21 protein-coding genes are annotated in these 22,201 nt (G+C 57.8%); 4 read left to right on the forward strand and 17 right to left on the reverse strand.

Features of this window, described 5'->3' with window-relative positions:
* Positions 1-57: 57 nt before the first annotated feature.
* From nlpD to cysG, 12 genes are all read right to left on the reverse strand, one after another.
* Positions 58-1,182, reverse strand: coding sequence for a murein hydrolase activator NlpD (gene nlpD, locus UR504_RS08090; protein WP_127732148.1), 1,125 nt, complete (start codon positions 1,180-1,182; stop codon positions 58-60).
* A 116-nt stretch (positions 1,183-1,298) separates the two neighbouring features.
* Positions 1,299-1,925 (reverse strand): protein-L-isoaspartate(D-aspartate) O-methyltransferase, encoded by a 627-nt coding sequence (locus tag UR504_RS08095; RefSeq protein WP_111965459.1) that lies wholly within the window; start codon positions 1,923-1,925, stop codon positions 1,299-1,301.
* On the reverse strand, positions 1,919-2,680 hold the full coding sequence (surE, locus tag UR504_RS08100; protein ID WP_302236436.1) for a 5'/3'-nucleotidase SurE: 762 nt from the start codon (positions 2,678-2,680) through the stop codon (positions 1,919-1,921). Before surE ends, UR504_RS08095 begins: the two co-directional genes overlap by 7 nt.
* On the reverse strand, positions 2,661-3,710 hold the full coding sequence (gene truD / locus UR504_RS08105) for a tRNA pseudouridine(13) synthase TruD (protein ID WP_133295057.1): 1,050 nt from the start codon (positions 3,708-3,710) through the stop codon (positions 2,661-2,663). Before truD ends, surE begins: the two co-directional genes overlap by 20 nt.
* Entirely contained in the window at positions 3,707-4,186 is a 480-nt protein-coding gene (ispF, locus tag UR504_RS08110) for a 2-C-methyl-D-erythritol 2,4-cyclodiphosphate synthase (protein WP_008499607.1), read from the reverse strand. Before ispF ends, truD begins: the two co-directional genes overlap by 4 nt.
* Positions 4,186-4,896, reverse strand: a complete 711-nt coding sequence (ispD, locus tag UR504_RS08115) for a 2-C-methyl-D-erythritol 4-phosphate cytidylyltransferase (protein ID WP_302236432.1) — start codon at positions 4,894-4,896, stop codon at positions 4,186-4,188. Before ispD ends, ispF begins: the two co-directional genes overlap by 1 nt.
* 19 nt (positions 4,897-4,915) lie before the next feature.
* Entirely contained in the window at positions 4,916-5,227 is a 312-nt protein-coding gene (ftsB, locus tag UR504_RS08120; RefSeq protein WP_008499609.1) for a cell division protein FtsB, read from the reverse strand.
* A 166-nt stretch (positions 5,228-5,393) separates the two neighbouring features.
* Positions 5,394-5,720 (reverse strand): DUF3561 family protein, encoded by a 327-nt coding sequence (locus tag UR504_RS08125; protein WP_008499610.1) that lies wholly within the window; start codon positions 5,718-5,720, stop codon positions 5,394-5,396.
* A 58-nt stretch (positions 5,721-5,778) separates the two neighbouring features.
* A complete protein-coding gene (gene cysC / locus UR504_RS08130) occupies positions 5,779-6,384 on the reverse strand; it encodes an adenylyl-sulfate kinase (protein ID WP_302236430.1) in 606 nt (201 codons plus the stop codon).
* Entirely contained in the window at positions 6,384-7,808 is a 1,425-nt protein-coding gene (cysN, locus tag UR504_RS08135; RefSeq protein ID WP_302236427.1) for a sulfate adenylyltransferase subunit CysN, read from the reverse strand. The genes cysC and cysN overlap by 1 nt, the downstream gene beginning before the upstream one ends.
* 9 nt (positions 7,809-7,817) lie before the next feature.
* Positions 7,818-8,726 (reverse strand): sulfate adenylyltransferase subunit CysD, encoded by a 909-nt coding sequence (gene cysD, locus UR504_RS08140; RefSeq protein WP_006811770.1) that lies wholly within the window; start codon positions 8,724-8,726, stop codon positions 7,818-7,820.
* A 9-nt stretch (positions 8,727-8,735) separates the two neighbouring features.
* The gene (gene cysG, locus UR504_RS08145) at positions 8,736-10,085 is read right to left on the reverse strand and encodes a siroheme synthase CysG (RefSeq protein WP_168708014.1); all 1,350 of its coding nucleotides are present in this window, start codon (positions 10,083-10,085) and stop codon (positions 8,736-8,738) included.
* A gap of 246 nt (positions 10,086-10,331) precedes the next feature.
* Here cysG and UR504_RS08150 point away from each other — a divergent pair, with 246 nt between their 5' ends.
* Entirely contained in the window at positions 10,332-11,375 is a 1,044-nt protein-coding gene (locus UR504_RS08150; protein ID WP_115876173.1) for an aminopeptidase, read from the forward strand.
* A gap of 47 nt (positions 11,376-11,422) precedes the next feature.
* On the opposite strand, the gene cysH is transcribed toward UR504_RS08150, so the two are convergent.
* The 3 genes from cysH to cysJ are packed head-to-tail and all read right to left on the reverse strand — an operon-like array spanning position 11,423 to position 15,690.
* Positions 11,423-12,157: a phosphoadenosine phosphosulfate reductase gene (cysH, locus tag UR504_RS08155; protein WP_023344813.1), complete on the reverse strand. Its 735-nt coding sequence runs from the start codon at positions 12,155-12,157 to the stop codon at positions 11,423-11,425.
* A gap of 15 nt (positions 12,158-12,172) precedes the next feature.
* The gene (gene cysI, locus UR504_RS08160; RefSeq protein WP_008499617.1) at positions 12,173-13,885 is read right to left on the reverse strand and encodes an assimilatory sulfite reductase (NADPH) hemoprotein subunit; all 1,713 of its coding nucleotides are present in this window, start codon (positions 13,883-13,885) and stop codon (positions 12,173-12,175) included.
* Positions 13,885-15,690 (reverse strand): NADPH-dependent assimilatory sulfite reductase flavoprotein subunit, encoded by a 1,806-nt coding sequence (gene cysJ / locus UR504_RS08165; protein ID WP_127732160.1) that lies wholly within the window; start codon positions 15,688-15,690, stop codon positions 13,885-13,887. Before cysJ ends, cysI begins: the two co-directional genes overlap by 1 nt.
* A gap of 306 nt (positions 15,691-15,996) precedes the next feature.
* On the opposite strand from cysJ, the gene queD reads away from it, so the two are divergent.
* Complete coding sequence (gene queD / locus UR504_RS08170; RefSeq protein ID WP_111965448.1) at positions 15,997-16,359, forward strand: 6-carboxytetrahydropterin synthase QueD; 363 nt, start codon at positions 15,997-15,999, stop codon at positions 16,357-16,359.
* Here queD and UR504_RS08175 read toward each other — a convergent pair.
* Entirely contained in the window at positions 16,344-18,692 is a 2,349-nt protein-coding gene (locus UR504_RS08175) for a helix-turn-helix domain-containing protein (protein WP_302236416.1), read from the reverse strand. The two genes, queD and UR504_RS08175, sit on opposite strands and share 16 nt — an antisense overlap.
* A gap of 171 nt (positions 18,693-18,863) precedes the next feature.
* Here UR504_RS08175 and UR504_RS08180 point away from each other — a divergent pair, with 171 nt between their 5' ends.
* Both UR504_RS08180 and UR504_RS08185 read left to right on the forward strand, forming a co-directional pair.
* Positions 18,864-20,033: a M20 aminoacylase family protein gene (locus tag UR504_RS08180; protein WP_302236413.1), complete on the forward strand. Its 1,170-nt coding sequence runs from the start codon at positions 18,864-18,866 to the stop codon at positions 20,031-20,033.
* A gap of 27 nt (positions 20,034-20,060) precedes the next feature.
* Positions 20,061-21,458 carry an MFS transporter gene (locus UR504_RS08185; RefSeq protein ID WP_115876177.1) on the forward strand — a complete coding sequence of 466 codons (1,398 nt, stop codon included), beginning with the start codon at positions 20,061-20,063 and terminating at the stop codon, positions 21,456-21,458.
* Here UR504_RS08185 and queE read toward each other — a convergent pair.
* Positions 21,455-22,147, reverse strand: a complete 693-nt coding sequence (queE, locus tag UR504_RS08190; RefSeq protein WP_320739588.1) for a 7-carboxy-7-deazaguanine synthase QueE — start codon at positions 22,145-22,147, stop codon at positions 21,455-21,457. The genes UR504_RS08185 and queE overlap by 4 nt on opposite strands.
* Positions 22,148-22,201 lie beyond the last annotated feature (54 nt).

Consider the following 22,201-nt stretch of genomic DNA (forward strand, 5'->3'; position numbering starts at 1 on the left):
GGTGGCTCCTACCCGTGATCCCTGAACGAGGCACCCTGGCTGGCATGCCCCGTCAAATTATCGCTGCGGCAAGTACTGCAGCGGGTTTACGGATTTCCCCTTGTAACGAATTTCAAAATGCAAGCGTGTAGAACTGGTTCCGGTGCTACCCATGGTAGCGATTTTTTGCCCCGCCTTAACTTCTTGTTGTTCCCGGACCAGCATTGTGTCGTTATGGGCGTAGGCACTCAGGTAATCATCGTTATGTTTGATGATAATAAGATTACCGTAACCGCGCAGGGCGTTACCGGCATACACAACGCGTCCATCTGCGGTCGCGATGATAGCCTGTCCTTTACTCCCTGCGATATCGATCCCTTTATTTCCCCCTTCGGAGGAAGAGAAGTTCTCGATAACCTTGCCGTCAGTCGGCCAGCGCCATGCAGAAATCGGCGAACTGGAGGTCATACTGCTGGCAGTCGGTTCAGTAGAGCTAACCACAGGTGCCGTAACCGGTGCTGTGACAGCAGTCGCAGTCCCTTTATTATTCGGCAACATTTTGTTAGCAGTCTGATCACCTGAATCCTCAGAATACGTAATTACAGGTTGTGAAGCAACCACCGTGGTGGATTTTTGTGCAGGCTTAACGCTGTTATTTTGAGCTGTTACATCGGCCGCTGAAACGGTGTTGCCAGGCGTAAGCGGCGTCCCCGTCGCGTTGCCCACCTGGAGCGTTTGCCCGACTTCCAGACCATATGGGGCCTGGACGTTATTGCGCTGCGCGAGGTCACGGAAATCGTTCCCGGTGATCCACGCAATGTAGAACAGCGTATCGCCGCGTTTCACGGTATAGGTGCTGCCACCGGTGTAGCTGCCTTTCGGAATGTTCCCATACTGGCGGTTATAGACTATGCGGCCATTTTGGGTCTGAACAGGTTGTTCAACTGGCTGAACCTGTACTGGCTGTGTAACAGGATGTTGCACAGGCTGAATTTGTGGTGTTTTCTGCGGTGCAGCCGTCCCCATTTTAGGTGGCGGCGTGATTAACATTCCGCTGGACGTGTTACCGGAGCCGCTGTTTCCGCCGACGGAACTCACGGGCGCAGGCGCGTTGTTTGAACTTGTACAGCCTGCCAGCCAGAGCGAAACCAGTGATAATGCCGCAACACGGCTGATGGTGAATTTAGGGCTTCCCGCGCTCATTTATCCCCCAGGAATGTGTTAACTACCAGTGACTTAAAATTTACCGTGATGGCACGAATCTTTCGCGCCACACCATACGCTGAATTTGCCTTAATAACCCTGGATAATTCCGAGTCTCAGGCCAACTCCCCCTTCACCAGAGGCACAAAGCGCACGGCTTCCACGGTGTCGATAATAAACTCGCCGCCGCGCCGACGAACGCGCTTCAACAACTGCTGCTCGTCCCCGACAGGCAGAACCAGAATGCCCCCCTCATCCAGCTGCGACAACAGGGCTGCAGGAATTTCAGGCGGGGCCGCCGTCACGATGATCGCGTCAAACGGGGCGCGCGCCTTCCAACCCTGCCATCCATCACCGTGTCGTGTCGAAACATTATGTAAATCAAGTTGTTTCAGGCGACGACGCGCCTGCCACTGTAAACCTTTGATCCGCTCAACGGAGCATACATGATGAACCAGATGCGCCAGGATCGCGGTCTGATACCCCGACCCGGTGCCAATCTCCAGCACGCGGGAGTCGGGCGTCAGCTCCAGCAGCTCCGTCATGCGAGCCACCATGTAAGGCTGCGAAATCGTCTGTCCCTGTCCGATGGGCAGCGCCACGTTTTCCCACGCTTTGTGTTCAAACGCCTCATCTACAAATTTTTCACGCGGAACCAGGGCGAGCGCTTCGAGCACGTGCTCGTCGCTGATCCCCTGCGCGCGGAGTTGTTCCAGAAGAGTTTGTACACGTTTGTTTACCATTGCGCGTTCACTCCTGCGCGATCCAGCCAGCCCGACACCACATCATGCGCGCTATACGCGGTTAAATCTACGTGCAGCGGAGTAACCGAAACATAGCCTTCCTCTACGGCGGCAAAGTCGGTATCCGGACCCGCATCGCACTTGTCGCCGGGAGGGCCAATCCAGTAAAGCGTGTTGCCGCGAGGATCCTGCTGCGGGATCACCTGATCGGCAGGATGTCGACTCCCGCAACGGGTGACGCGGATGCCTTTAATTTCATCAAGAGGAAGATCCGGCACGTTGATATTAAGAATGCGCCCGGTACGCAGCGGCTCACGGCCAAGCGCCCGCAGGATCGAACAGGTTACCGCGGCAGCGGTGTCGTAGTGCGTGTGGCCATTTAACGAGACCGCCAGCGCCGGGAACCCCAGATGGCGCCCTTCCATTGCGGCCGCCACGGTGCCGGAGTAAATCACGTCATCGCCGAGGTTAGGCCCGGCGTTGATGCCGGAGACGACGATATCCGGACGAGGCCGCATCAGCGCGTTCACGCCCAGAAAAACGCAGTCGGTTGGCGTGCCCATCTGCACGGCAATATCGCCATTATCAAAGGTAAAGGTGCGAAGCGACGACTCCAGCGTCAGAGAGTTAGACGCTCCACTGCGGTTACGATCGGGCGCCACGACCTGCACGTCCGCAAATTCGCGGAGGTGTTTCGCCAGGGTCTGAATGCCTGGCGCGTGGATACCGTCATCGTTACTCAGCAATATTCGCATAATCACCCGAGGTGTTGATAAGTTCCCTGACAACACTGGTGGCAAAGCTGCCTGCCGGCAGCCAGAAGCGTAACTCGACGGTCACGTCATCCCACCAGTTCCAGCTTAACTGCTGCGGATAGAGCAGCATCGCGCGGCGTGCCGCGTCGACTTTTTCCCGCACCAGCAAGGACTGCAATTCTGGCGCATCCGCCACGGCTGACTGCTCGGCGGCCAGGGCCTCCCCCTGGGTTCCCCAGTCGCCCGTACCGGGCAACGCGGCGGTAATCATCAGCGCTTTTGCGTCCACGCGCGACTGCACATCAGCCATCTCTTCGGCCGTTGCCACAAACCAGCTTCCGCGTCCCGCTAATTGTAGCGCATCGCCAACAACAACTTGATTCGCGTCCGGTTTTTTCAGCCTTTCGCTCACAATCTGATTAAACAACGCACTGCGGGCTGCCGACAACCAAAAACTGCGTTTATTCCTGTCACGTACCGGCGCATCGCTTTGCGCCCAGCGCAGCGCGCCCTGCAGGTTGCTGCCGCCGATGCCAAAGCGCTGCGCGCCAAAGTAGTTCGGTACGCCGCGGTCGCTGATGGCGTTCAGACGTTTTTCAACGTCTTCTCGGTCAGTCACTTCGCGCAGCACCAGCGTAAAGGCGTTGCCTTTTAACGCCCCCAGACGCAGTTTGCGCTTGTGGCGGGCATATTCCAGTACCTTACAGCCCTCAAGCTCAAATTTGCTTAAATCAGGCATCGCATTGCCGGGAACGCGCGCGCAGAGCCACTGTTCCGTAACGGCGTGTTTATCTTTCTGCCCGGCAAAGCTCACTTCGCGGGCATGAATTTTGAGGAATTTTGCCAGCGCGTCGGCCACAAAGCGGGTATTGCAGCCATTTTTCAGAATACGCACCAGGATATGTTCGCCTTCGCCATCCGGCTCAAAGCCCAGATCCTCGACCACGAGGAAATCTTCCGGGCTGGCTTTCAGCACCCCGTTCCCCTGCGGTTTACCGTGCAGGTATGTCAGGTTGTCGAAGTCTGTCATTTGCTCGCCTTCACCAGCAGCGCCACGGCTTCACAGGCAATCCCTTCGCCACGACCGGTGAAGCCCAGCTTCTCGGTCGTCGTCGCTTTGACGTTCACGTCGTCCATATGGCAACCCAGATCTTCCGCAATAAACACGCGCATCTGCGGAATGTGCGGCAGCATTTTCGGGGCCTGGGCGATAATCGTCACGTCGACGTTGCCAAGGGTGTAGCCTTTCGCCTGGATGCGGCGCCACGCTTCGCGCAGCAGTTCACGGCTGTCCGCCCCTTTAAACGCCGGGTCGGTGTCCGGGAACAGCTTGCCGATATCACCCAGTGCGGCCGCGCCCAACAGCGCGTCGGTCAGCGCATGCAGCGCCACGTCGCCATCAGAATGCGCCAGCAGCCCTTTTTCATAAGGAATGCGCACGCCGCCAATGATAATTGGGCCTTCGCCGCCAAAGGCGTGTACATCAAAACCATGTCCAATTCGCATTATGCCTTCTCCTGATGGGTCGAACGGGTAAGATAAAATTCCGCGAGCTGTAAATCTTCCGGACGCGTCACTTTAATATTATCAGCACGTCCTTCAACAAGCTCAGGGTGGAAACCGCAGTACTCCAGCGCAGAGGCTTCGTCCGTGATGGTCGCACCTTCGTTAAGAGCACGCGTTAAGCAGTCGTGGAGTAATTCGCGGGGGAAAAATTGCGGCGTCAGCGCGTGCCATAGATCGACGCGATCGACGGTGTGGGCGATAGCCCGTTTGCCCGGCTCGGCACGCTTCATGGTGTCGCGCACGGGAGCGGCCAGAATGCCACCCACTTTACTGGTTTCGCTCAATGCCAGCAGGCGAGCGAGATCGTCCTGATGCAGGCACGGACGCGCCGCGTCATGGACCAGCACCCACGGCGCGTTTCCGGCAGCCTGAATGCCTGCCAGCACGGAATCGGCGCGCTCGGCACCGCCATCGACAACGGTAATCTGCGGATGATTTGCCAGCGGGAGCTGCGCGAAGCGCGCATCACCCGGGCTGATAGCGATGATCGCCCGCGTCACCCGCGGGTGCGCCAGCAGCGCCGCCACGGCGTGCTCAATGATCGTTTTATCGCCAATAGAGAGGTACTGCTTGGGACATTCTGTCTGCATGCGCCGGCCAAAACCTGCGGCCGGCACCACGGCGCATACGTCCGAAAAAGTTACTGCCATGTCGTAATCCTGGGCCTGATTATCGATTATTTTGTGCTGAGCCCTGATTGCGTTTAGACGCATCCGGAACCAGACGATAAAAGGTTTCGCCCGGCTTAGTCATACTGAGTTCATTGCGTGCGCGTTCCTCAATCGCCTCTTGCCCGCCATTGAGGTCATCAATTTCAGCGAAGAGTTGATCGTTTCGCGCCTTAAGTTTGGCATTTGTTGCCTGCTGAGCCGCGACGTCATCGCTCACCCGGCTATAGTCGTGCAGTCCGTTCTTACCGAACCACAGCGAATATTGCAGCCAGATTAGCAAAGCCAGCAACAGCAGCGTTAGTTTACCCATCCTGCCCCCTGAAAAACGGCATCATCATCCCAAGACTTCCCCAGAGCACTACGCCGGGGTAACAGAGATGCCGCAACATCGCGGGCAAATGTACCACATTTTTTCCGCAGAATCGTCCTGCTCAATATCGTTACACAGTTGGTTACGGTTTGAATTATGGCTGAAGTTAGCCCATGAGCCACAAAAATAACAGACCAAACATCAGAACCACCGTCACAATCGTGACCACGGTACTGTAGAGCAGCTTGCCATTGAGAAGCGAGTGCAGCGCAATGCCGACGACAACCGCCACGGGCATCAGCGCCAGAAAGAAAGGCCAGGTGTAGAGAAAGAAGAACAGCGTGTTGCCGCCGTAGATAAGAAACGGGATACCCAGCGCCAGCAACCATGAGACGAAGCCAATGATGGCCCCAGGAAATGACCAGGTCGTTTCGTCGTCGGTCGCAAGCGGCTCCGACCCGGTGGTGGTAATGTAATGTTCACTGTTGCGCATAGCTAGTCCTGTGACCGTGACTCATCGTTCGGGAAGACAGCTCCCGAACGATACCGTCTCAGGATCTGATAATATCGTCCCGTCTGAGCAGGTCTAATAATTGGCTTACTAAATTTGTTACCAATTGTTGACCCTCCAGGTGAATTTCAGGCGATTCAGGCGCTTCGTAGACCGCGTCAATTCCGGTGAAGTTGCGCAGTTCTCCGGCACGCGCTTTTTTGTACAGCCCTTTCGGGTCGCGCGCTTCGCAAACCTCCAGCGGCGTATCCACAAACACTTCAATAAAGCGACCCTGACCGACGCGTTCGCGCACCATCTGGCGCTCGGCGCGGTGCGGAGAGATAAACGCGGTCAGCACCACCAGCCCGGCATCGGCCATCAGGCTGGCGACTTCCCCGACCCGGCGGATGTTCTCTTTGCGGTCGTCGTCGCTGAACCCTAAATCGCTGCACAGGCCATGGCGCACGTTGTCGCCATCCAGCAGGTACGTGCTTACGCCCTGCTGATGCAATGCCTCTTCCAGCGCCCCCGCCACCGTCGATTTACCCGAGCCGGACAGCCCGGTAAACCACAGCACAACCCCACGGTGACCGTGGAGCTGTTCGCGCTGGGCGACGGTGACCGGATGAGGATGCCAGACGACGTTCTCATCATGGGCAGCCATTACTTGCCTCCCAGCAGATCGCGCGCGCCCCAGTGCGGGAAGTGTTTACGCACCAGCGCGTTCAGCTCCAGCTCAAAGGCGCTGAATTCTGAAGCCGCGGACGCCTGTTCGTTTGGCTCACGGACCATCCCCGCGCCGACGGTGACGTTCGTCAGGCGGTCAATAAAGATAAGCCCACCCGTCACCGGGTTCTGCTGATACGGATCCAGCACCAGCGGTTCGTCGAAGGTCAGATCGACCAGACCAATACCGTTCAACGGCAGCTCGGTAACCTCGCGCTGGGTCAGATTGTTGATGTCCACCTGGAACTGAATACCGTCCACGCGGGCGCGGGTCTTCTTGCCGGCAATTTTGATGTCGTAGCTCTGGCCCGGCGTCAGCGGTTGCTCTGCCATCCACACCACATCCACGGAAGCCCCCTGTACGGCCGCCAGCGTTTCCTGGGCATCCACCAGCAGATCGCCCCGGCTGATATCAATCTCGTCTTTCAGCACCAGCGTAACCGCTTCACCGGCACCCGCGTCCTGCAGGTCACCGTCGAAGGTGACGATACGGGCGATGGTCGATTCCACGCCGGATGGCAGCACCTTGACGCGCTGACCGACCTTTACGGAGCCTGACGCAAGGGTACCTGAGAAACCGCGGAAATCGAGGTTTGGACGGTTCACGTACTGCACCGGGAAGCGCATCGGCTGGGTATCGACCACGCGCTGAATTTCAACCGTTTCCAGCACTTCCAGCAGCGTCGGGCCGCTGTACCACGGCATGTTCGCGCTCTGGGAGGCGACGTTATCCCCTTCCAGCGCCGAGAGCGGCACAAAGCGGATATCCAGGTTGCCCGGCAGCTGTTCGGCAAAGGTCAGATAGCTCTGGCGGATCTCCTCGAACTTCTCTTCGCTGAAGTTCACCAGATCCATCTTGTTGACCGCCACCACCAAGTGTTTGATCCCCAGCAGCGTGGAGATAAAGCTGTGGCGACGGGTCTGATCCAGCACGCCTTTACGCGCGTCCATCAGCAGGATCGCCAGGTCGCAGGTCGACGCGCCGGTCGCCATATTGCGGGTGTACTGTTCGTGCCCCGGAGTGTCGGCGATAATAAATTTGCGCTTCTCGGTAGAGAAGTAGCGGTAGGCCACGTCAATCGTGATGCCCTGCTCGCGCTCCGCCTGCAGGCCATCCACCAGCAGCGCCAGGTCGAGTTTTTCACCCTGGGTGCCGTGACGTTTACTGTCGTTATGCAGGGAAGAGAGCTGATCTTCGTAAATCTGGCGCGTATCGTGCAGCAGGCGGCCAATCAGGGTACTTTTCCCGTCATCCACGCTGCCGCAGGTCAGAAAACGCAGCAGGCTTTTGTGTTGTTGCGCGTGCAGATACGCTTCCACGCCGCCTTCTTTGGCAATTTGTTGAGCAATAGTGGTGTTCATGGCGGCTCCTTAGAAATAACCCTGACGTTTCTTCAGCTCCATGGAGCCTGCCTGGTCGCGGTCAATCACGCGGCCCTGTCGCTCGCTGGTGGTCGACACCAGCATCTCTTCGATGATCTCCGGCAGCGTCTGCGCGCTGGATTCCACCGCGCCGGTCAGCGGCCAGCAGCCAAGGGTGCGGAAACGCACCATCTGTTTTTTAATCACTTCGCCCGGCTGCAGGTCGATGCGATCGTCGTCGATCATCATCAGCATGCCGTCACGCTCCAGCACCGGGCGCTCTGCGGCCAGATACAGCGGAACGATCTCGATGTTTTCCAGATAGATATACTGCCAGATATCCAGCTCGGTCCAGTTGGAGAGCGGGAAGACGCGGATGCTTTCGCCCTTGTTGATCTGGCCGTTGTAGTTGTGCCACAGCTCCGGGCGCTGGTTTTTTGGGTCCCAGCGGTGGAAGCGGTCGCGGAAGGAGTAGATACGCTCTTTGGCGCGGGATTTCTCTTCGTCACGGCGCGCGCCGCCGAAGGCCGCGTCAAAACCATATTTGTTCAGCGCCTGCTTCAGCCCTTCGGTCTTCATGATATCGGTATGTTTGGCGCTGCCGTGCACGAACGGGTTAATGCCCATCGCCACCCCTTCCGGGTTTTTGTGCACCAGCAGCTCGCAGCCGTAGGCTTTCGCGGTACGATCGCGGAACTCGTACATTTCGCGGAATTTCCAGCCGGTATCCACGTGCAGCAGCGGGAACGGCAGCGTGCCCGGATAAAACGCTTTACGCGCCAGATGCAGCATGACGCTGGAATCTTTACCGATGGAGTACATCATCACCGGGTTAGAAAACTCGGCGGCCACTTCGCGGATAATATGGATACTTTCCGCTTCGAGCTGCCGCAGGTGTGTAAGACGTTTTTGGTCCATAACCGTTCCTTAAGCCAAATTTACAACAGAAGAACCAAAGCCTTCTGTATCGGTTGTGTGTTGGAACCAGGCGAGCGTGCTGTGCAGCTGCACCACTTCACCCACCACGATCAGGGCGGGCATAGGGGCGTCTTTCGCCAGGGTTGCAAGATGTTCCAGCGTGCCCGTCGCAACGTGCTGATCGACGCGCGTGCCGCGAGAAATGACGGCAACGGGCGTCGTCGCCTCGCGACCGTGCTGAATAAGCTGTTCGCTGATGTCCGCCGCCTTCATCGTGCCCATGTATATCGCCAGCGTCTGGCGGCTCTGGGCGAGATGCGACCAGTCGAACGGCGTGCTGTCCGCCTTGTAGTGGCCGGTCACAAAGGTGACGCTCTGGGCGTAATCGCGATGGGTCAGAGGAATACCGGCGTAGGCCGTCACCGCAGAGGCCGCCGTAATGCCGGGCACCACCTGGAACGGTATGCCCGCTTCGGCTGCCGCCTGCAGCTCTTCGCCGCCGCGGCCAAAGATAAACGGATCGCCCCCCTTCAGGCGCACCACGGTTTTGCCCGCTTTGGCGGCGTCAACCAGCATCTGGTTGGTGTCGTGCTGCGGCACCGAGTGCTCGCCAGCCCGTTTGCCCACGCAGATTTGCTCCGCGTCGCGACGGATCAGTTCGCGCACGCCGTCGGTGACCAGATGGTCGTAGAACACGACGTCCGCGTCCTGCAGCACCTGCAGGCCGCGCAGCGTCAGGAGCCCGGCATCGCCAGGCCCCGCGCCCACCAGGATGATCTCCCCGCCCGTGCTGCCGGGGTTATCCAGTTCATCCTCGAGGATTTTTTGCGCAGCCGTTTCATTGCCGGCATGCATCAGGCTGGCGAAGCGGCCGCGAAACACACGTTCCCAGAAGCGACGGCGTTCCGTCACGCTGGTCAGGCGGGTTTTCAGGTGGTTACGCCAGTAGCTGGCTTTCTCCGCCATGCGCCCGAGGCTGGTCGGCAGCAGCGCTTCGATTTTTTCACGCAGCACACGCGCCAGCACCGGTGCGGTACCGCCGGAGGAGATCGCCACCAGCAGCGGCGAGCGGTCAACGATCGACGGGAAAATAAACGAGCATAAAGGCTGGTCGTCCACCACGTTCACCAGGCGGTAACGGGCCTGCGCGGCGTCGGAGATCCGCTGGTTCAGTTCACGATCTTCGGTCGCCGCAATTACCAGCACCACGCTGTCGATTTGTGACTCGTCGAAATCCGCCTCTGCAACGACCTGCACCTGGGCCCCTGCGCGCTGCAGAAACGCGATTTTGCGATCGGCGATTTCACCCGTGCCAACAACCAGCACCGGTTTCTCTTTAATCGCAGCAAATAAGGGCAGATAGTCCACAGGCAACAACTCACTAACAACGAGGAATAGAGGGACTATAGGGGGCGGCTTAGACCGAATGAAATTACGAATTGGAATGAGTAGTTACTCAATGGAATAACGCCGTAAAAATGCTAATACCAAAAAGTGCTTAACGCGCGAAATTTCGGGCATTTAAGAGCAATTCAAATTGTGTATGGACGATCACAGTTTCATACTAGGCGGGTTATTATTTTGCTCTGTTTTTAAGGACTCACTATGTTTTCCGCAACGCGCCACCGTATTGCTGCCCTGGCGCTCGGCGTTTGCTTTATTCTTCCTGCTCAGGCAAAAAACCAACCTTATGGTGAAATCGCCAATATGCAGGCGCGGCATATTGCCACCGTTTTCCCTGGCCGCATGACCGGCTCGCCTGCGGAAATGCTCTCCGCGGACTATCTTCGCCAGCAGTTTGCTGAGATGGGTTACCAGAGCGACATCCGGTCGTTTCACAGCCGCTACGTCTATACCTCGCGAAATAAAACGAAAAACTGGCATAACGTGACCGGCAGTACGGTGATTGCGGCCCACGAAGGAAGCGCAAAAGAGCAAATTATTATTATGGCGCACCTTGATACCTACGCTCCGATGAGCGATGCCGACACGGATAACAACCTCGGCGGGCTGACGCTGCAGGGCATGGACGACAACGCTGCAGGCCTGGGCGTGATGCTCGAACTGGCCGAGCGGATGAAAGATATTCCAACCCAGTATGGCATTCGTTTTGTTGCCACCAGCGGTGAAGAAGAGGGCAAACTCGGCGCTGAGAATCTCCTTAAACGCATGAGCGCCGAGGAGAAGAAAAATACGCTGCTGGTGATCAACCTCGACAACCTGATCGTCGGCGACAAGCTCTATTTCAACAGCGGGCAGAGTACGCCGGGTACCGTGCGAAAACTGACGCGCGACCGTGCGCTGGCCATTGCCCGCAGCCATGGCGTTTATGCCACCAGCAATCCCGGCGGTAACCCGGATTATCCGCGAGGCACAGGCTGCTGCAACGACGGGGAAGTGTTTGATAAGGCGGGCATTCCGGTGCTGTATGTGGAAGCGACAAACTGGGCGCTGGGCAAAAAAGATGGCTACCAGCAGCGGGCTAAATCGAAAGCCTTCCCGGACGGGACAAGCTGGCACAACGTGATGCTGGATAATCAGCAGCACATCGATCGCGTGCTGCCGCAGCGGATTGAGCACCGCAGTCGTGATGTGGTGAAGGTGATGCTGCCGCTGGTGAAGGAGCTGGCGAAAGCGGGGAAAGCCTGAGGCCGTTAAGCCCGGTGGCGGCTACGCCTTACCGGGCAAAAAGGTTATCACCCTTCGTGCAACCCGCACTCGCGCTTCAGCCCGAAGAATCGCGTCTCTTCTTCCGCCATTCCCGGTTCCCACTTACGCGTGGTGTGGGTGTCTCCCACCGACAGATAGCCCTGATCCCACAGCGGATGGTACTTCAGCCCGTGTTTTTGCAGATACTGGTATACCGTCCGGTTATCCCAGTCGATAATCGGCAGCACTTTAAACACCCCGCGCTGCACCGCCAGCACCGGTAAGGTTGCCCGGCTGCCGGACTGCTCGCGGCGCAGGCCCGCAAACCACGTCTGCGCATTAAGCTCTTTCAGCGCCCGGTTCATCGGCTCGACCTTGTTGATCTCATTGTATTTCTCAATGCCCTCAACGCCCTGTTCCCACAGCTTACCGTAGCGCGCCTCCTGCCAGGCCGCGCTTTCCGTCGCGCGGTAGACCTTGAGGTTCAGCCTGAGCTTGTCCGTCAGCTCGTCAATAAACTGATAGGTTTCCGGGAACAGGTAGCCGGTATCGGTGAGGATCACCGGAATGTCCGGACGGATCTGATTCACCAGATGCAGGCTGACCGCCGCCTGAATACCAAAGCTCGACGAGAGCACATATTCTCCCGGCAGGTTTTCCAGCGCCCACGCCACGCGCCCTTCGGCGTCCAGCTTTTCAAGGTGGGCATTGGTTTCTGCCAGCGCCAGAATACGTTCGACTTTTGGCAGGTCATTAAGGGCGTTTAGATCGAGTTCGGACATAGTTACCTCTCGTGGTTACTCCCAGAAATCCCTTGCGGGATCGAGCACCGGGCGAATGATGCCCGCACGCACCGTAAAGTCGCCGAAGCCTTCACCCGCTTCGCGCTCTTTCGCCCAGCGCCCGACAAGCTCGTCGATGGAATCAAGAATTTCCGGCTCGGTGATGTTCTCGCGGAACATGCGCGGAATGCGCGTGCCGATACGGTTACCGCCCAGATGCAGGTTATAGCGCCCCGGCGCTTTCCCCACCAGACCGAGCTCGGCCAGCATCGCGCGACCACAGCCGTTCGGACAACCGGTGACGCGCATAACAATATGCTCGTCCGGAATGCCGTGTTTTTCCAGAATCGCTTCCACTTTGTCGGTAAACGACGGCAGGAAACGTTCCGCTTCGGCCATCGCCAGCGGGCAGGTCGGGAACGATACGCAGGCCATCGAGTTTTCACGCTGCGGCTTAACAGCATCCATTAACCCGTGTTCGCGCGCCAGCTTCTCGATCTTCGCCTTCTGGCTTTCCGGCACGCCGGCAATAATCAGGTTCTGGTTAGCGGTAATGCGGAACTCACCTTTGTGGATCTTCGCAATTTCCAGCAGACCGGTTTTCAGCGGACGTCCCGGATAATCCAGAATACGGCCGTTTTCAATAAACAGCGTCAGGTGCCATTTATTATCGATGCCTTTTACCCAGCCAATGCGATCGCCGCGACCGGTGAATTCGTAAGGGCGGATCGGCTCAAATTTGATGCCCGCACGACGCTCCACTTCCGCTTTGAACGTCTCCACGCCCACGCGCTCCAGGGTGTATTTGGTTTTCGCGTTTTTACGATCGGTACGGTTACCCCAGTCGCGCTGGGTCGTCACCACCGCTTCCGCCACGGCCAGCGTATGCTCGAGCGGCAGGAAGCCGAACTCGCTCGCGGTACGGGCGTAGGTTTTCTTGTTACCGTGTTCGATGGACAGGCCGCCGCCCACCAGCAGGTTAAAGCCCACCAGCTTGCCGTTTTCGGCTATCGCCACGAAGTTCATGTCGTTGGCGTGCAGGTCGATATCGTTCTGCGGCGGGATCACTACCGTGGTTTTAAACTTGCGCGGCAGGTAGGTCTGGCCAAGGATCGGCTCTTCGTCGGTGGTCGCGACTTTTTCCTGATCGAGCCAAATCTCGGCATAGGCGCGCGTACGCGGCAGCAGGTGCTCAGAGATCTTCTTCGCCCACTCGTAGGCTTCGGCGTGCAGCTCGGACTCATACGGGTTCGAGGTGCAGAGCACGTTACGGTTCATGTCGTTGGCGGTCGCCAGCGCGTCCAGCCCGACCGAGTGCAGCATCTGGTGCACCGGCTTGACGTTCTTCTTCAGAATGCCGTGGAACTGGAAGGTCTGACGGTTGGTCAGACGAATGCTGCCATAAATCGTGTTTTCACCGGCAAACTTGTCGATCGCCTGCCACTGCTTGGTGGTGATCACCCCGCCCGGCAGACGGCAGCGCAGCAGCATCGCGTGACGCGGCTCCAGCTTCTGCTCGGCACGCTCGGCGCGGATGTCGCGGTCGTCCTGCTGGTACATGCCGTGGAAGCGGATCAGCAGGAAGTTGTCGCCTTTAAAACCGCCGGTGAGACCGTCATTCAGATCTTCAGCAATGGTGCCGCGCAGATAGTTGCTTTCCAGCTTCATGCGCTCGGCGTCTGTCAGTTTACCTTCGACCACCAGTGGCCCTGGATGTTTTTCGCTCATTAGTAGACATCTCGCTGATAACGGCGCTCAACGCGCAGCTCACTTAAAAATTCATCCGCCGTTTCGGCATCCATACCGCCGAATTCGGCAATCACTTCCAGCAGTGCCTGCTCAACGTCTTTCGCCATGCGATTGGCGTCGCCGCAGACATAAATGTGGGCACCGTCATTGATCCAGCGCCACAGCTCTGCGCCCTGTTCGCGCAGTTTGTCTTGTACGTATACTTTTTCTTTCTGGTCGCGGGACCAGGCCAGATCGATGCGGGTCAGTACGCCTTCTTTCACATAGCGCTGCCACTCAACCTGGTAGAGGAAATCTTCGGTAAAGTGCGGATTGCCGAAGAACAGCCAGTTCTTACCAGACGCACCGTCTGCCGCGCGCTGCTGCATGAAGGCGCGGAATGGCGCAATGCCGGTGCCCGGGCCAATCATGATGACCGGCGTTTCCGGGTTTGCCGGCAGGCGGAAGTTGTCGTTGTGCTCGATAAAGACGCGCACTTCGCCCTCTTCTTCCACGCGATCGGCCAGGAAGCTCGACGCCCCACCCGCGCGCGCGCGGCCTTCGATGTCGTAGCGCACCACGCCGACGGTAACATGCACTTCACTCTCCACTTCGGCCTGCGAAGAGGCGATGGAGTAGAGGCGCGGGGTTAGCGGACGCAGCAGGCCGATCAGCGCATCGGCATCCAGCTGAGCCGGAGAGAAACGCACCATATCGACAATCGGCGTCGTCGCGGCGTAATGCTGCAGTTTCGCCTTGTCGCCCACCAGCGGCAGCAGGGATTCGCTGCGCGTTAAGGTGGCATAATTTTCGACGATATTCGGGGTGTTCACCGTCAGTTCAAAATGCCACTGCAGCGCCTCGGATAACGGCAGCGATTTGCCGTCAACGGTCACAGGCTCGTCGCCTTTCAGCCACAGCAGCTCAACCAGCTCTTTCACCAGCGCCGGATCGTTCTGATACCAGACGCCCAGCGCATCGCCAGGCTGATAGCGCAGCCCCGAGTCGCCTAAATCGATTTCGATATGACGCACGTCTTTTTCTGAGTCGCGGCCGGTAATTTTCTGGTTCACCGACAGGCTCGCCGTCAGCGGCGCCTCTTTGGTGTACGGGCTGGTGTGGATGTCGTTGACAGCACCCGTCGCGGTGAACGCGGCCTGTGCCGACGTCTCTTTCGGCACGCGCGCTTTTAGCACTTCAACGATGCGGGCGCGCCATTCAGCGGCGGCGGTCTGGTATTCGACATCCGCATCAACGCGGTCCAGCAGACGCTCCGCGCCCAGCTCCGCCAGCCTGCTGTCGAAGTCTTTGCCGGACTGGCAGAAGAATTCATAGGAGGTATCGCCCAGGCCAAAGACGGCAAACGCCGTCCCATCCAGCTTCGGCGCTTTTTTCGAGAACAGGAACTTATGCAGCGCCACCGCTTCTTCAGCAGGTTCACCTTCACCTTGCGTAGAGGCGACCACCACCAGCAGTTTTTCCGACGCGATTTGCTTGAATTTATAATCCCCGGCGTTGACCAGGTTCACGTTCAGTTTAGCGGCCAGCAGGTCGTCGCGCAGCGCTTCGGCCACGCGGCGGGCGTTGCCCGTCTGCGAGGCGGAAATCAGGGTAATGGCCGGAATCTCAACGGCCGTAGCCGGTGCACCCGCCACAGCGCCAGGCTGCTGATTGAGCATTCCCCAGAAATAACCGGAGACCCAGGCAAGCTGAGTGGGAGAAAAATCAGAGGTGGCAGCCTGAAGGCGCGCCAGTTGCTCCGGGTTCAGGGGAAGCAAATTTGAAGGTGGGGCCTGTGTTGTCATGCGTCGTTATGTTCCAGTAGCCAAGCGGACTTTAAGCGAATAAATCCAAACTGAAGATAAGGTTAACGGCGAGGATAATAACAATTAAAGAAGGGATGGAAATAATAAATAACCAAATGGACTAACCTGTTTTGGTTGTCATGCTTAGCGATAAAACCGATTAAATAATTATTTGAAATATAAGAACAAATAGCGATAAACACCCCGAATACGAGGCGGTGGACGCTCAGAGCCGTTTTAGTTAATGCTAAAAATTGTGCTTTCCGGTACTATGCGGCGGTTTTTTCCGCATTACTGAGAGCGATCATGTCCACCACACTGTTTAAAGATTTCACCTTCGAAGCCGCCCACCACCTTCCGCATGTCCCTGAAGGACATAAATGTGGCCGTCTGCACGGGCATTCGTTCATGGTGCGTCTTGAGATCACCGGTGAAGTTGATCCGCATACCGGTTGGATCATGGATTTTGCCGAGCTGAAGGCGGCGTTTAAGCCGACCTACGATCGTCTGGATCACTACTACCTGAATGAGATCCCGGGACTTGAAAACCCGACCAGCGAAGTGCTGGCAAAATGGATTTGGGATCAGATGAAGCCGCTGGTACCGCTGCTGAGCGCGGTGATGATCAAAGAGACCTGCACCGCGGGCTGCATCTATCGCGGGGAGTGATTCTCCTCTTCCCCACGCACGTTTAGCGGCGTGAACTCATAGAGCACAAGCGCGTTACTTTCCAGCGATTCAGTAATTTGCCAGCCGTCATAAAGCCGTTCATCGCGTAAGGAAAGCGTTGGGCGCGCTTTGTGCGCAATCCAGCGCCACATCTCCTCATCAGGCCCGCTGTCGCTGTGTACTCCTTCCAGCAACGGATAGAGCGCACCGTTGTGCCGATCGAACAAATGGCTCTTAATGCGCCAGTGACCGCGCATTCCTCGTAGCTCAAGATGATACTGCTGGCGAAAACGCTGAATAAAGGCCTCCTCGCTGGAGAGCAGAGGATTGAAGACCACCACGTTACGCAACAGCAGTTGATATCGCCCCTGATGGCGGAGCAGCAGCACGCTCTTGTCGTTAACGAGCACCTCTCCCCGCAGACGCTGCCACAGCCAGAGTACCCAGTAGATGGGCCGTGGAAGGCCGTGATTATATTGAAGCGCAAGGCTTGATGTATCGAGGGTGTTGTTCGCCCTCGCTTCCCCCTGTAAACCAGAATTAAGCCAGAATCCCGCCAGCCATACCTGTTCTGAAAGCCCGAGCAGATTCTGCATCAACAGCGCACCGCGAAAAAACCAGCCGTTGGTCGCCCGCGTATTCCCCGTAAGAGTGTTCCATGAGAGTAACCATACCGGCAGCGTCCGCTGCCGCTGGCGAAGGGCGGCGAGGATCTGGCGGACCTTTAGCACCGGGTAATTTTCAGAAGAGGAAAGATGCGCGGGATCCAGCTGCGCCAGATCGAGCAGCTCGTTGGCATCTGCCGGACATGCGAGGAAATCAGCCTCGTCCAGAATGTCAGAACGGAACAGCGCGTCACCGCTCAGCTCGCTACCAACGGGAGAGAAGCGATGCCACACCCCCAATTTTGCCTGCGGAAGGTAGGCCCTCAGCGCCGCCCGCTGCGCCCGCCAGGCGTGCTCCTGGGTTTCCGCGTTTGCCTGGGGAGACCAGTGCATGACGACGTGCCAGCCAGCGGTAATGTCGGGCAAAAATCGGTTAACCGAAAGCTGCAAAAAGCGCGTCAGGAGATCGCATCGGGTAGTGACCCCCGTGTGCAGCAGGACCGTCCAGCCTTTTTTCGCCACCCAGGTAAACAATTGCTGCAGATGATACCAACAGGCGTAGCCCGCCATTTGGGGATCGTCCCATCCCGTAGCGAACAGACGGCTGCTGAGAAAAGGTTCGGCGATATCAATGCCCTCAATCGGGATCGCCTCGTGTAGCGCCTCCAGATGCCGACGAACATCCTCTCGCAGCAAATCGTCTAGCTCGCGCAGGGTGATGACCAGCCGCGTGCGGCGCAGCGCGGAAGAGAGCGGATAAAGCTGCTGCACATCCAGTATCCGCTCCTGACACGGGGAGTAGGTTAGCGGCGACGGTTCCCAACCGCGGGTCTCAGCGTCGTTAAGCAGGCTAAATAACGTATCTACCGCAACAGGGAAACGCTGTTCATCCACGGTCGTGCGCGGGCGGAACGCAAGGGGACGATGACGCCCGGCCTTACGAAACTCACCCGGAGACATATTGTGATAGCGCTGGAAACTATCGGTCATCATACGTGTGCTGGCAAATCCATTCTCCAGCGCAATCTGATGCAGAGGGCGGCTGGTGAGACACAGGGCGTCAGCCGCTTTTTCCAGCCGCAGGGCAGTGATGTACTGCATAAAACTGGCTCCCGTCTCTTTTCGAAAGAGACGAGAGAGCCACGCTTCTGAGACGAACTCACTCTCTGCGATTTCGGCCAACGTAATGCGGCGGGTGTAGCTGGCGTCGATCCGCTCCAGTACACGGGCGATGCGCTTGCTTACGTTGGCGTGCTGGTTCCGGGGTTTCTGGCGGACGGGCTGCTGAAAGCGACCAATCAGCAGCAGCAGGATCTCGCTCAGCCAGCGATTCGCCTCCAGCCGGTAGCGATGCGGATCGTTGACGAGCGTCACCACCAGCAGCTGGCGCAGCAGGTGCCGAAGCTCGTCACACTGCGGCCAGCGCCCGCCTGACTCCTCCGGAACCGCGTAATCATGGGCAAAAAAATCATTGTACAGCTGGATTACCCAGCGTCCGGATAGAACGACACGCAGAGTCACATTCGCGTTCTGGCTGATAAGCCTCCATCGCTGATGGCGGTTTATCACTACAAGGCCATTTGTCGGAACCCTTTCTAGTCCCGCCTCGGTTTGCAGTTCAGCTTGCCCTTCCAGCACCCACAGTATCGTCAGCAAATCGCCTTCATCCTGCGCGAACAGGCGAATGTCCTCAACGGCTATCGCAAACTCATTTCCACGATGTTCCATTCGCCCCCTCCACGAAGACAAAAAATGACGCACTCTTTTTTGTCATAACCGAATCGTATGAAAAACAATCAGAAAAAAGGCGTCGATTTACAACAAAAAAGGACATTTTCCGGCAATGCGATCGACATAAACTCGAAACTAACACCATTTGGCAGGAAAAGGATAACAAAAATGACACATCCAATTGTTGACGCGCTGCGAGGCTCCGAGGCTCAGTTCACTGAATTACGCCGCGAGTTTCACCGACATCCCGAAACAGGCTTCGAGGAGCACAAAACCAGCGACCGCGTCGCGTCACTCCTGGAGCAGTGGGGCTATGAGGTCCACCGGGGAATGGCCAAAACCGGGGTGGTCGGCACCCTTAAGGTAGGAAACGGCAGCAAACGTCTGGGCATGCGCGCCGATATGGATGCGCTGCCGATGCAGGAAAATAGCGGCAAAGCGTGGAGCAGCACGGTTGAAGGTAAATTTCACGGCTGCGGGCACGATGGCCACACCACTACCCTGCTTTATGCCGCAGAGTATCTGGCCCGAACCCGCAACTTTAGCGGCACGCTGCATCTGATTTTTCAGCCAGCCGAAGAGCTGCTGTATGGCGGGCGCGTCATGGTTGAAGATGGCCTGTTTGAACAATTCCCCTGCGACCATATTTTTGGCCTGCACAACATGCCCTCCCAGCCGCTTGGGAAAATTGGCCTGCGCGATGGCGCCATGATGGCCTCCTCTGACACCGTTCATATTGAGGTGAACGGCGTAGGGGGTCACGGCGCCGTTCCGGAACACACCGTTGATGCCACGCTGGTTGCCTGCCATATCACCCTCGCCCTGCAGTCGATTGTGTCGAGGAATATCACCCCATTCCAGCCGGTCGTCGTAACCGTGGGCAGCATCCAGGCGGGACATGCCCCGAATATTATCAACGATAAGGTATTAATGAAGCTGACCGTGCGCACGCTGGACGAAGCGGTGCGTCAAACCGTCCTGCAGCGAATCCACGACATTGCCGTGGCACAGGCTGAAAGCTTCAACGCCACGGCCACGATTCGTCACGTCAACGGCAGCCCGGTGCTGCGCAATAGCCCGCAGGCCAATGAAATGGTGCGCACGGTGGCGACCGACCTGTTCGGTCAGGATGCCGTCGCGTCGGTGAATGCCTTTATGGGAAGCGAAGATTTTGCGTTCATGCTCGAGAAAAACCCCAACGGCTGTTACTTCACCCTCGGCGCTGGCGATGAGCCGGACCGCTGCATGGTGCATAACCCAGGCTACGACTTTAACGACAAGCTTCTGCTTACCGGCGCGGCACTCTGGAGTGCGTTGACCGAGCACTATCTGCGCTGATTCGCACCAACCCCGGAGGGCCGCACGATGAGTACCGTACCCCTGACAGGCACACCGTCCTACGCCGGTAACGATCGGCTGCTGGCCGGTATTGTGATGAGCGTTCTGACATTCTGGTTATTTGCGCAGTCGGTGATTAACGTTGTGCCGGCAATGAAAAACAGCCTCGCTATCTCCCTTGAAACCCTCACGCTGGCGGTCAGCCTTAGCGCCTTGTTCAGCGGCTGTTTTGTCGTTGCCTGCGGCGGCTTTGCCGATAAGTTTGGCCGCGTGCGTATGACCTACATTGGCCTCGCGCTGAGCATCATCGGCAGCGCCCTGCTTTTTTTCTCGTGGGAGCCGGTTCTGTTTCTGCTGGGGAGAGCGATACAGGGGCTGTCAGCGGCCTGCATCATGCCCGCCACCCTGGCGCTGATTAAAACCTGGTATCAAGGCAACGCTCGCCAGCGGGCAATCAGCTTTTGGGTGATTGGTTCATGGGGCGGCAGCGGGCTGAGCTCGTTTGTCGGCGGCGCCATCGCCACCACGCTCGGCTGGCGATGGATCTTTATTTTTTCCATGCTGGTGGCGGCGATGGCACTCCTGCTGATCCGCGGCACGCCGGAAAGCCGAAGCGACGGCGCACGTCGCCATAAGCTAGATATTGGCGGCCTGGTGAGTTTTGTCCTTATGCTGGTGCTGCTGAACTTGTTTATCAGCAAGGGACACGGTTGGGGCTGGAGCAGCGGCCTGTCGCTGCTGGTGCTGGGGGGCTCCGCGCTGGCAGCGGCCTGCTTTGTGCTCACCGGGCGACGCAAGGGTGACGCGGCGCTGATTGATTTTGCCCTGTTTAAAAACCGGGCCTACAGCGCCTCGGTATTCTCTAACTTTTTGCTCAACGGCTGCATTGGCACCATGATGATCGCCAGCATCTGGCTGCAGCAGGGCCACCGTCTGTCGCCATTGCAAACCGGCATGATGACGCTGGGGTATCTGATTACCGTGCTGGCGATGATCCGGGTAGGGGAAAAGCTGCTTCAGCGCTACGGCGCGCGCCTGCCGATGATGACCGGGCCGCTGCTGACCGCAACGGGCATCACGCTCATCTCCTGCACGTTTTTAAGCAAGGAGATCTACATCGTCACCGTCTTTCTCAGTAACATTTTATTTGGTCTGGGGCTGGGATGTTACGCCACGCCGTCAACAGATACGGCGGTGATGAACGCGCCAGAAAACAAAGTCGGGGTGGCCTCGGGGGTGTACAAAATGGGCAGCTCGCTGGGGGGAGCGATGGGGATCGCGGTTACCGCGTCGCTCTATGCGCTGCTGCTGCCGCTGGGCATGGCCAGCGCCGCACAGTATGCCCTCCTTTTCAACAGCGCGATGTGTCTCGCTTCGGTGGGAGTGACCTGGGCGTTACTCCCTTCAGGTCGGGCCCCCCGCTAGGCGGGGGCCCGCAAGGGGGAGGCAATATTCAGGTACTTGTGCGTCTGCATCGACAGGCGCCAGTTGCGCGCAATACAGGTTTCAATGCACAGGCGCGTCGCGTCGTCTTTCTGGCTGATCGGCTGTAGCGCAATGACGCGCTGCTTTTCATCCGTCAGCGTTGCCAGCAGTTCATCCAGCGCTTCGATATCACGCACGCGCCCAACCGGGTGCTTAATCTCATCCGCGCGTTCCAGCGCCTGAGACAGCACGTCATACCCGCCGCGCATATTCACTTTTGGCGATACCGTCACCCAGGTGGTGTGTGAACAGCGCACTTCATGGGTGCCGCTGGTTTCAATCTGACAGCTATAGCCGTTCTTTTCGAGCAGCTCGGTCAGCGGCGTCAGATCGTGGATGCAGGGCTCACCGCCGGTGATCACCACATGGCGCGCCGTCCAGCCTTGACGACCAATAATGGCCAGCAGATCTTCTGAACTGCCCGCGCCCCATTTATCGCTCTCTTTGGTTTTCGCCAGAATGCTAAACAGCGATACTTCCCGATCTGCGAGCTTATCCCACGTATGTTTGGTATCACACCAGGCACAGCCAACCGGGCATCCCTGTAAACGAATGAAAATAGCGGGAACGCCGGTAAAGTAACCCTCGCCTTGCAGGGTCTGGAACATCTCGTTAATCGGGTACTGCATAGTCATCTCAGTAAAGGGGATAAACGATAAGTATCGCAGATCCCCGCCGGATGG

This window comes from Enterobacter sp. 241F3, from assembly GCF_034106785.1.
Lineage (GTDB): Bacteria > Pseudomonadota > Gammaproteobacteria > Enterobacterales > Enterobacteriaceae > Enterobacter > Enterobacter vonholyi.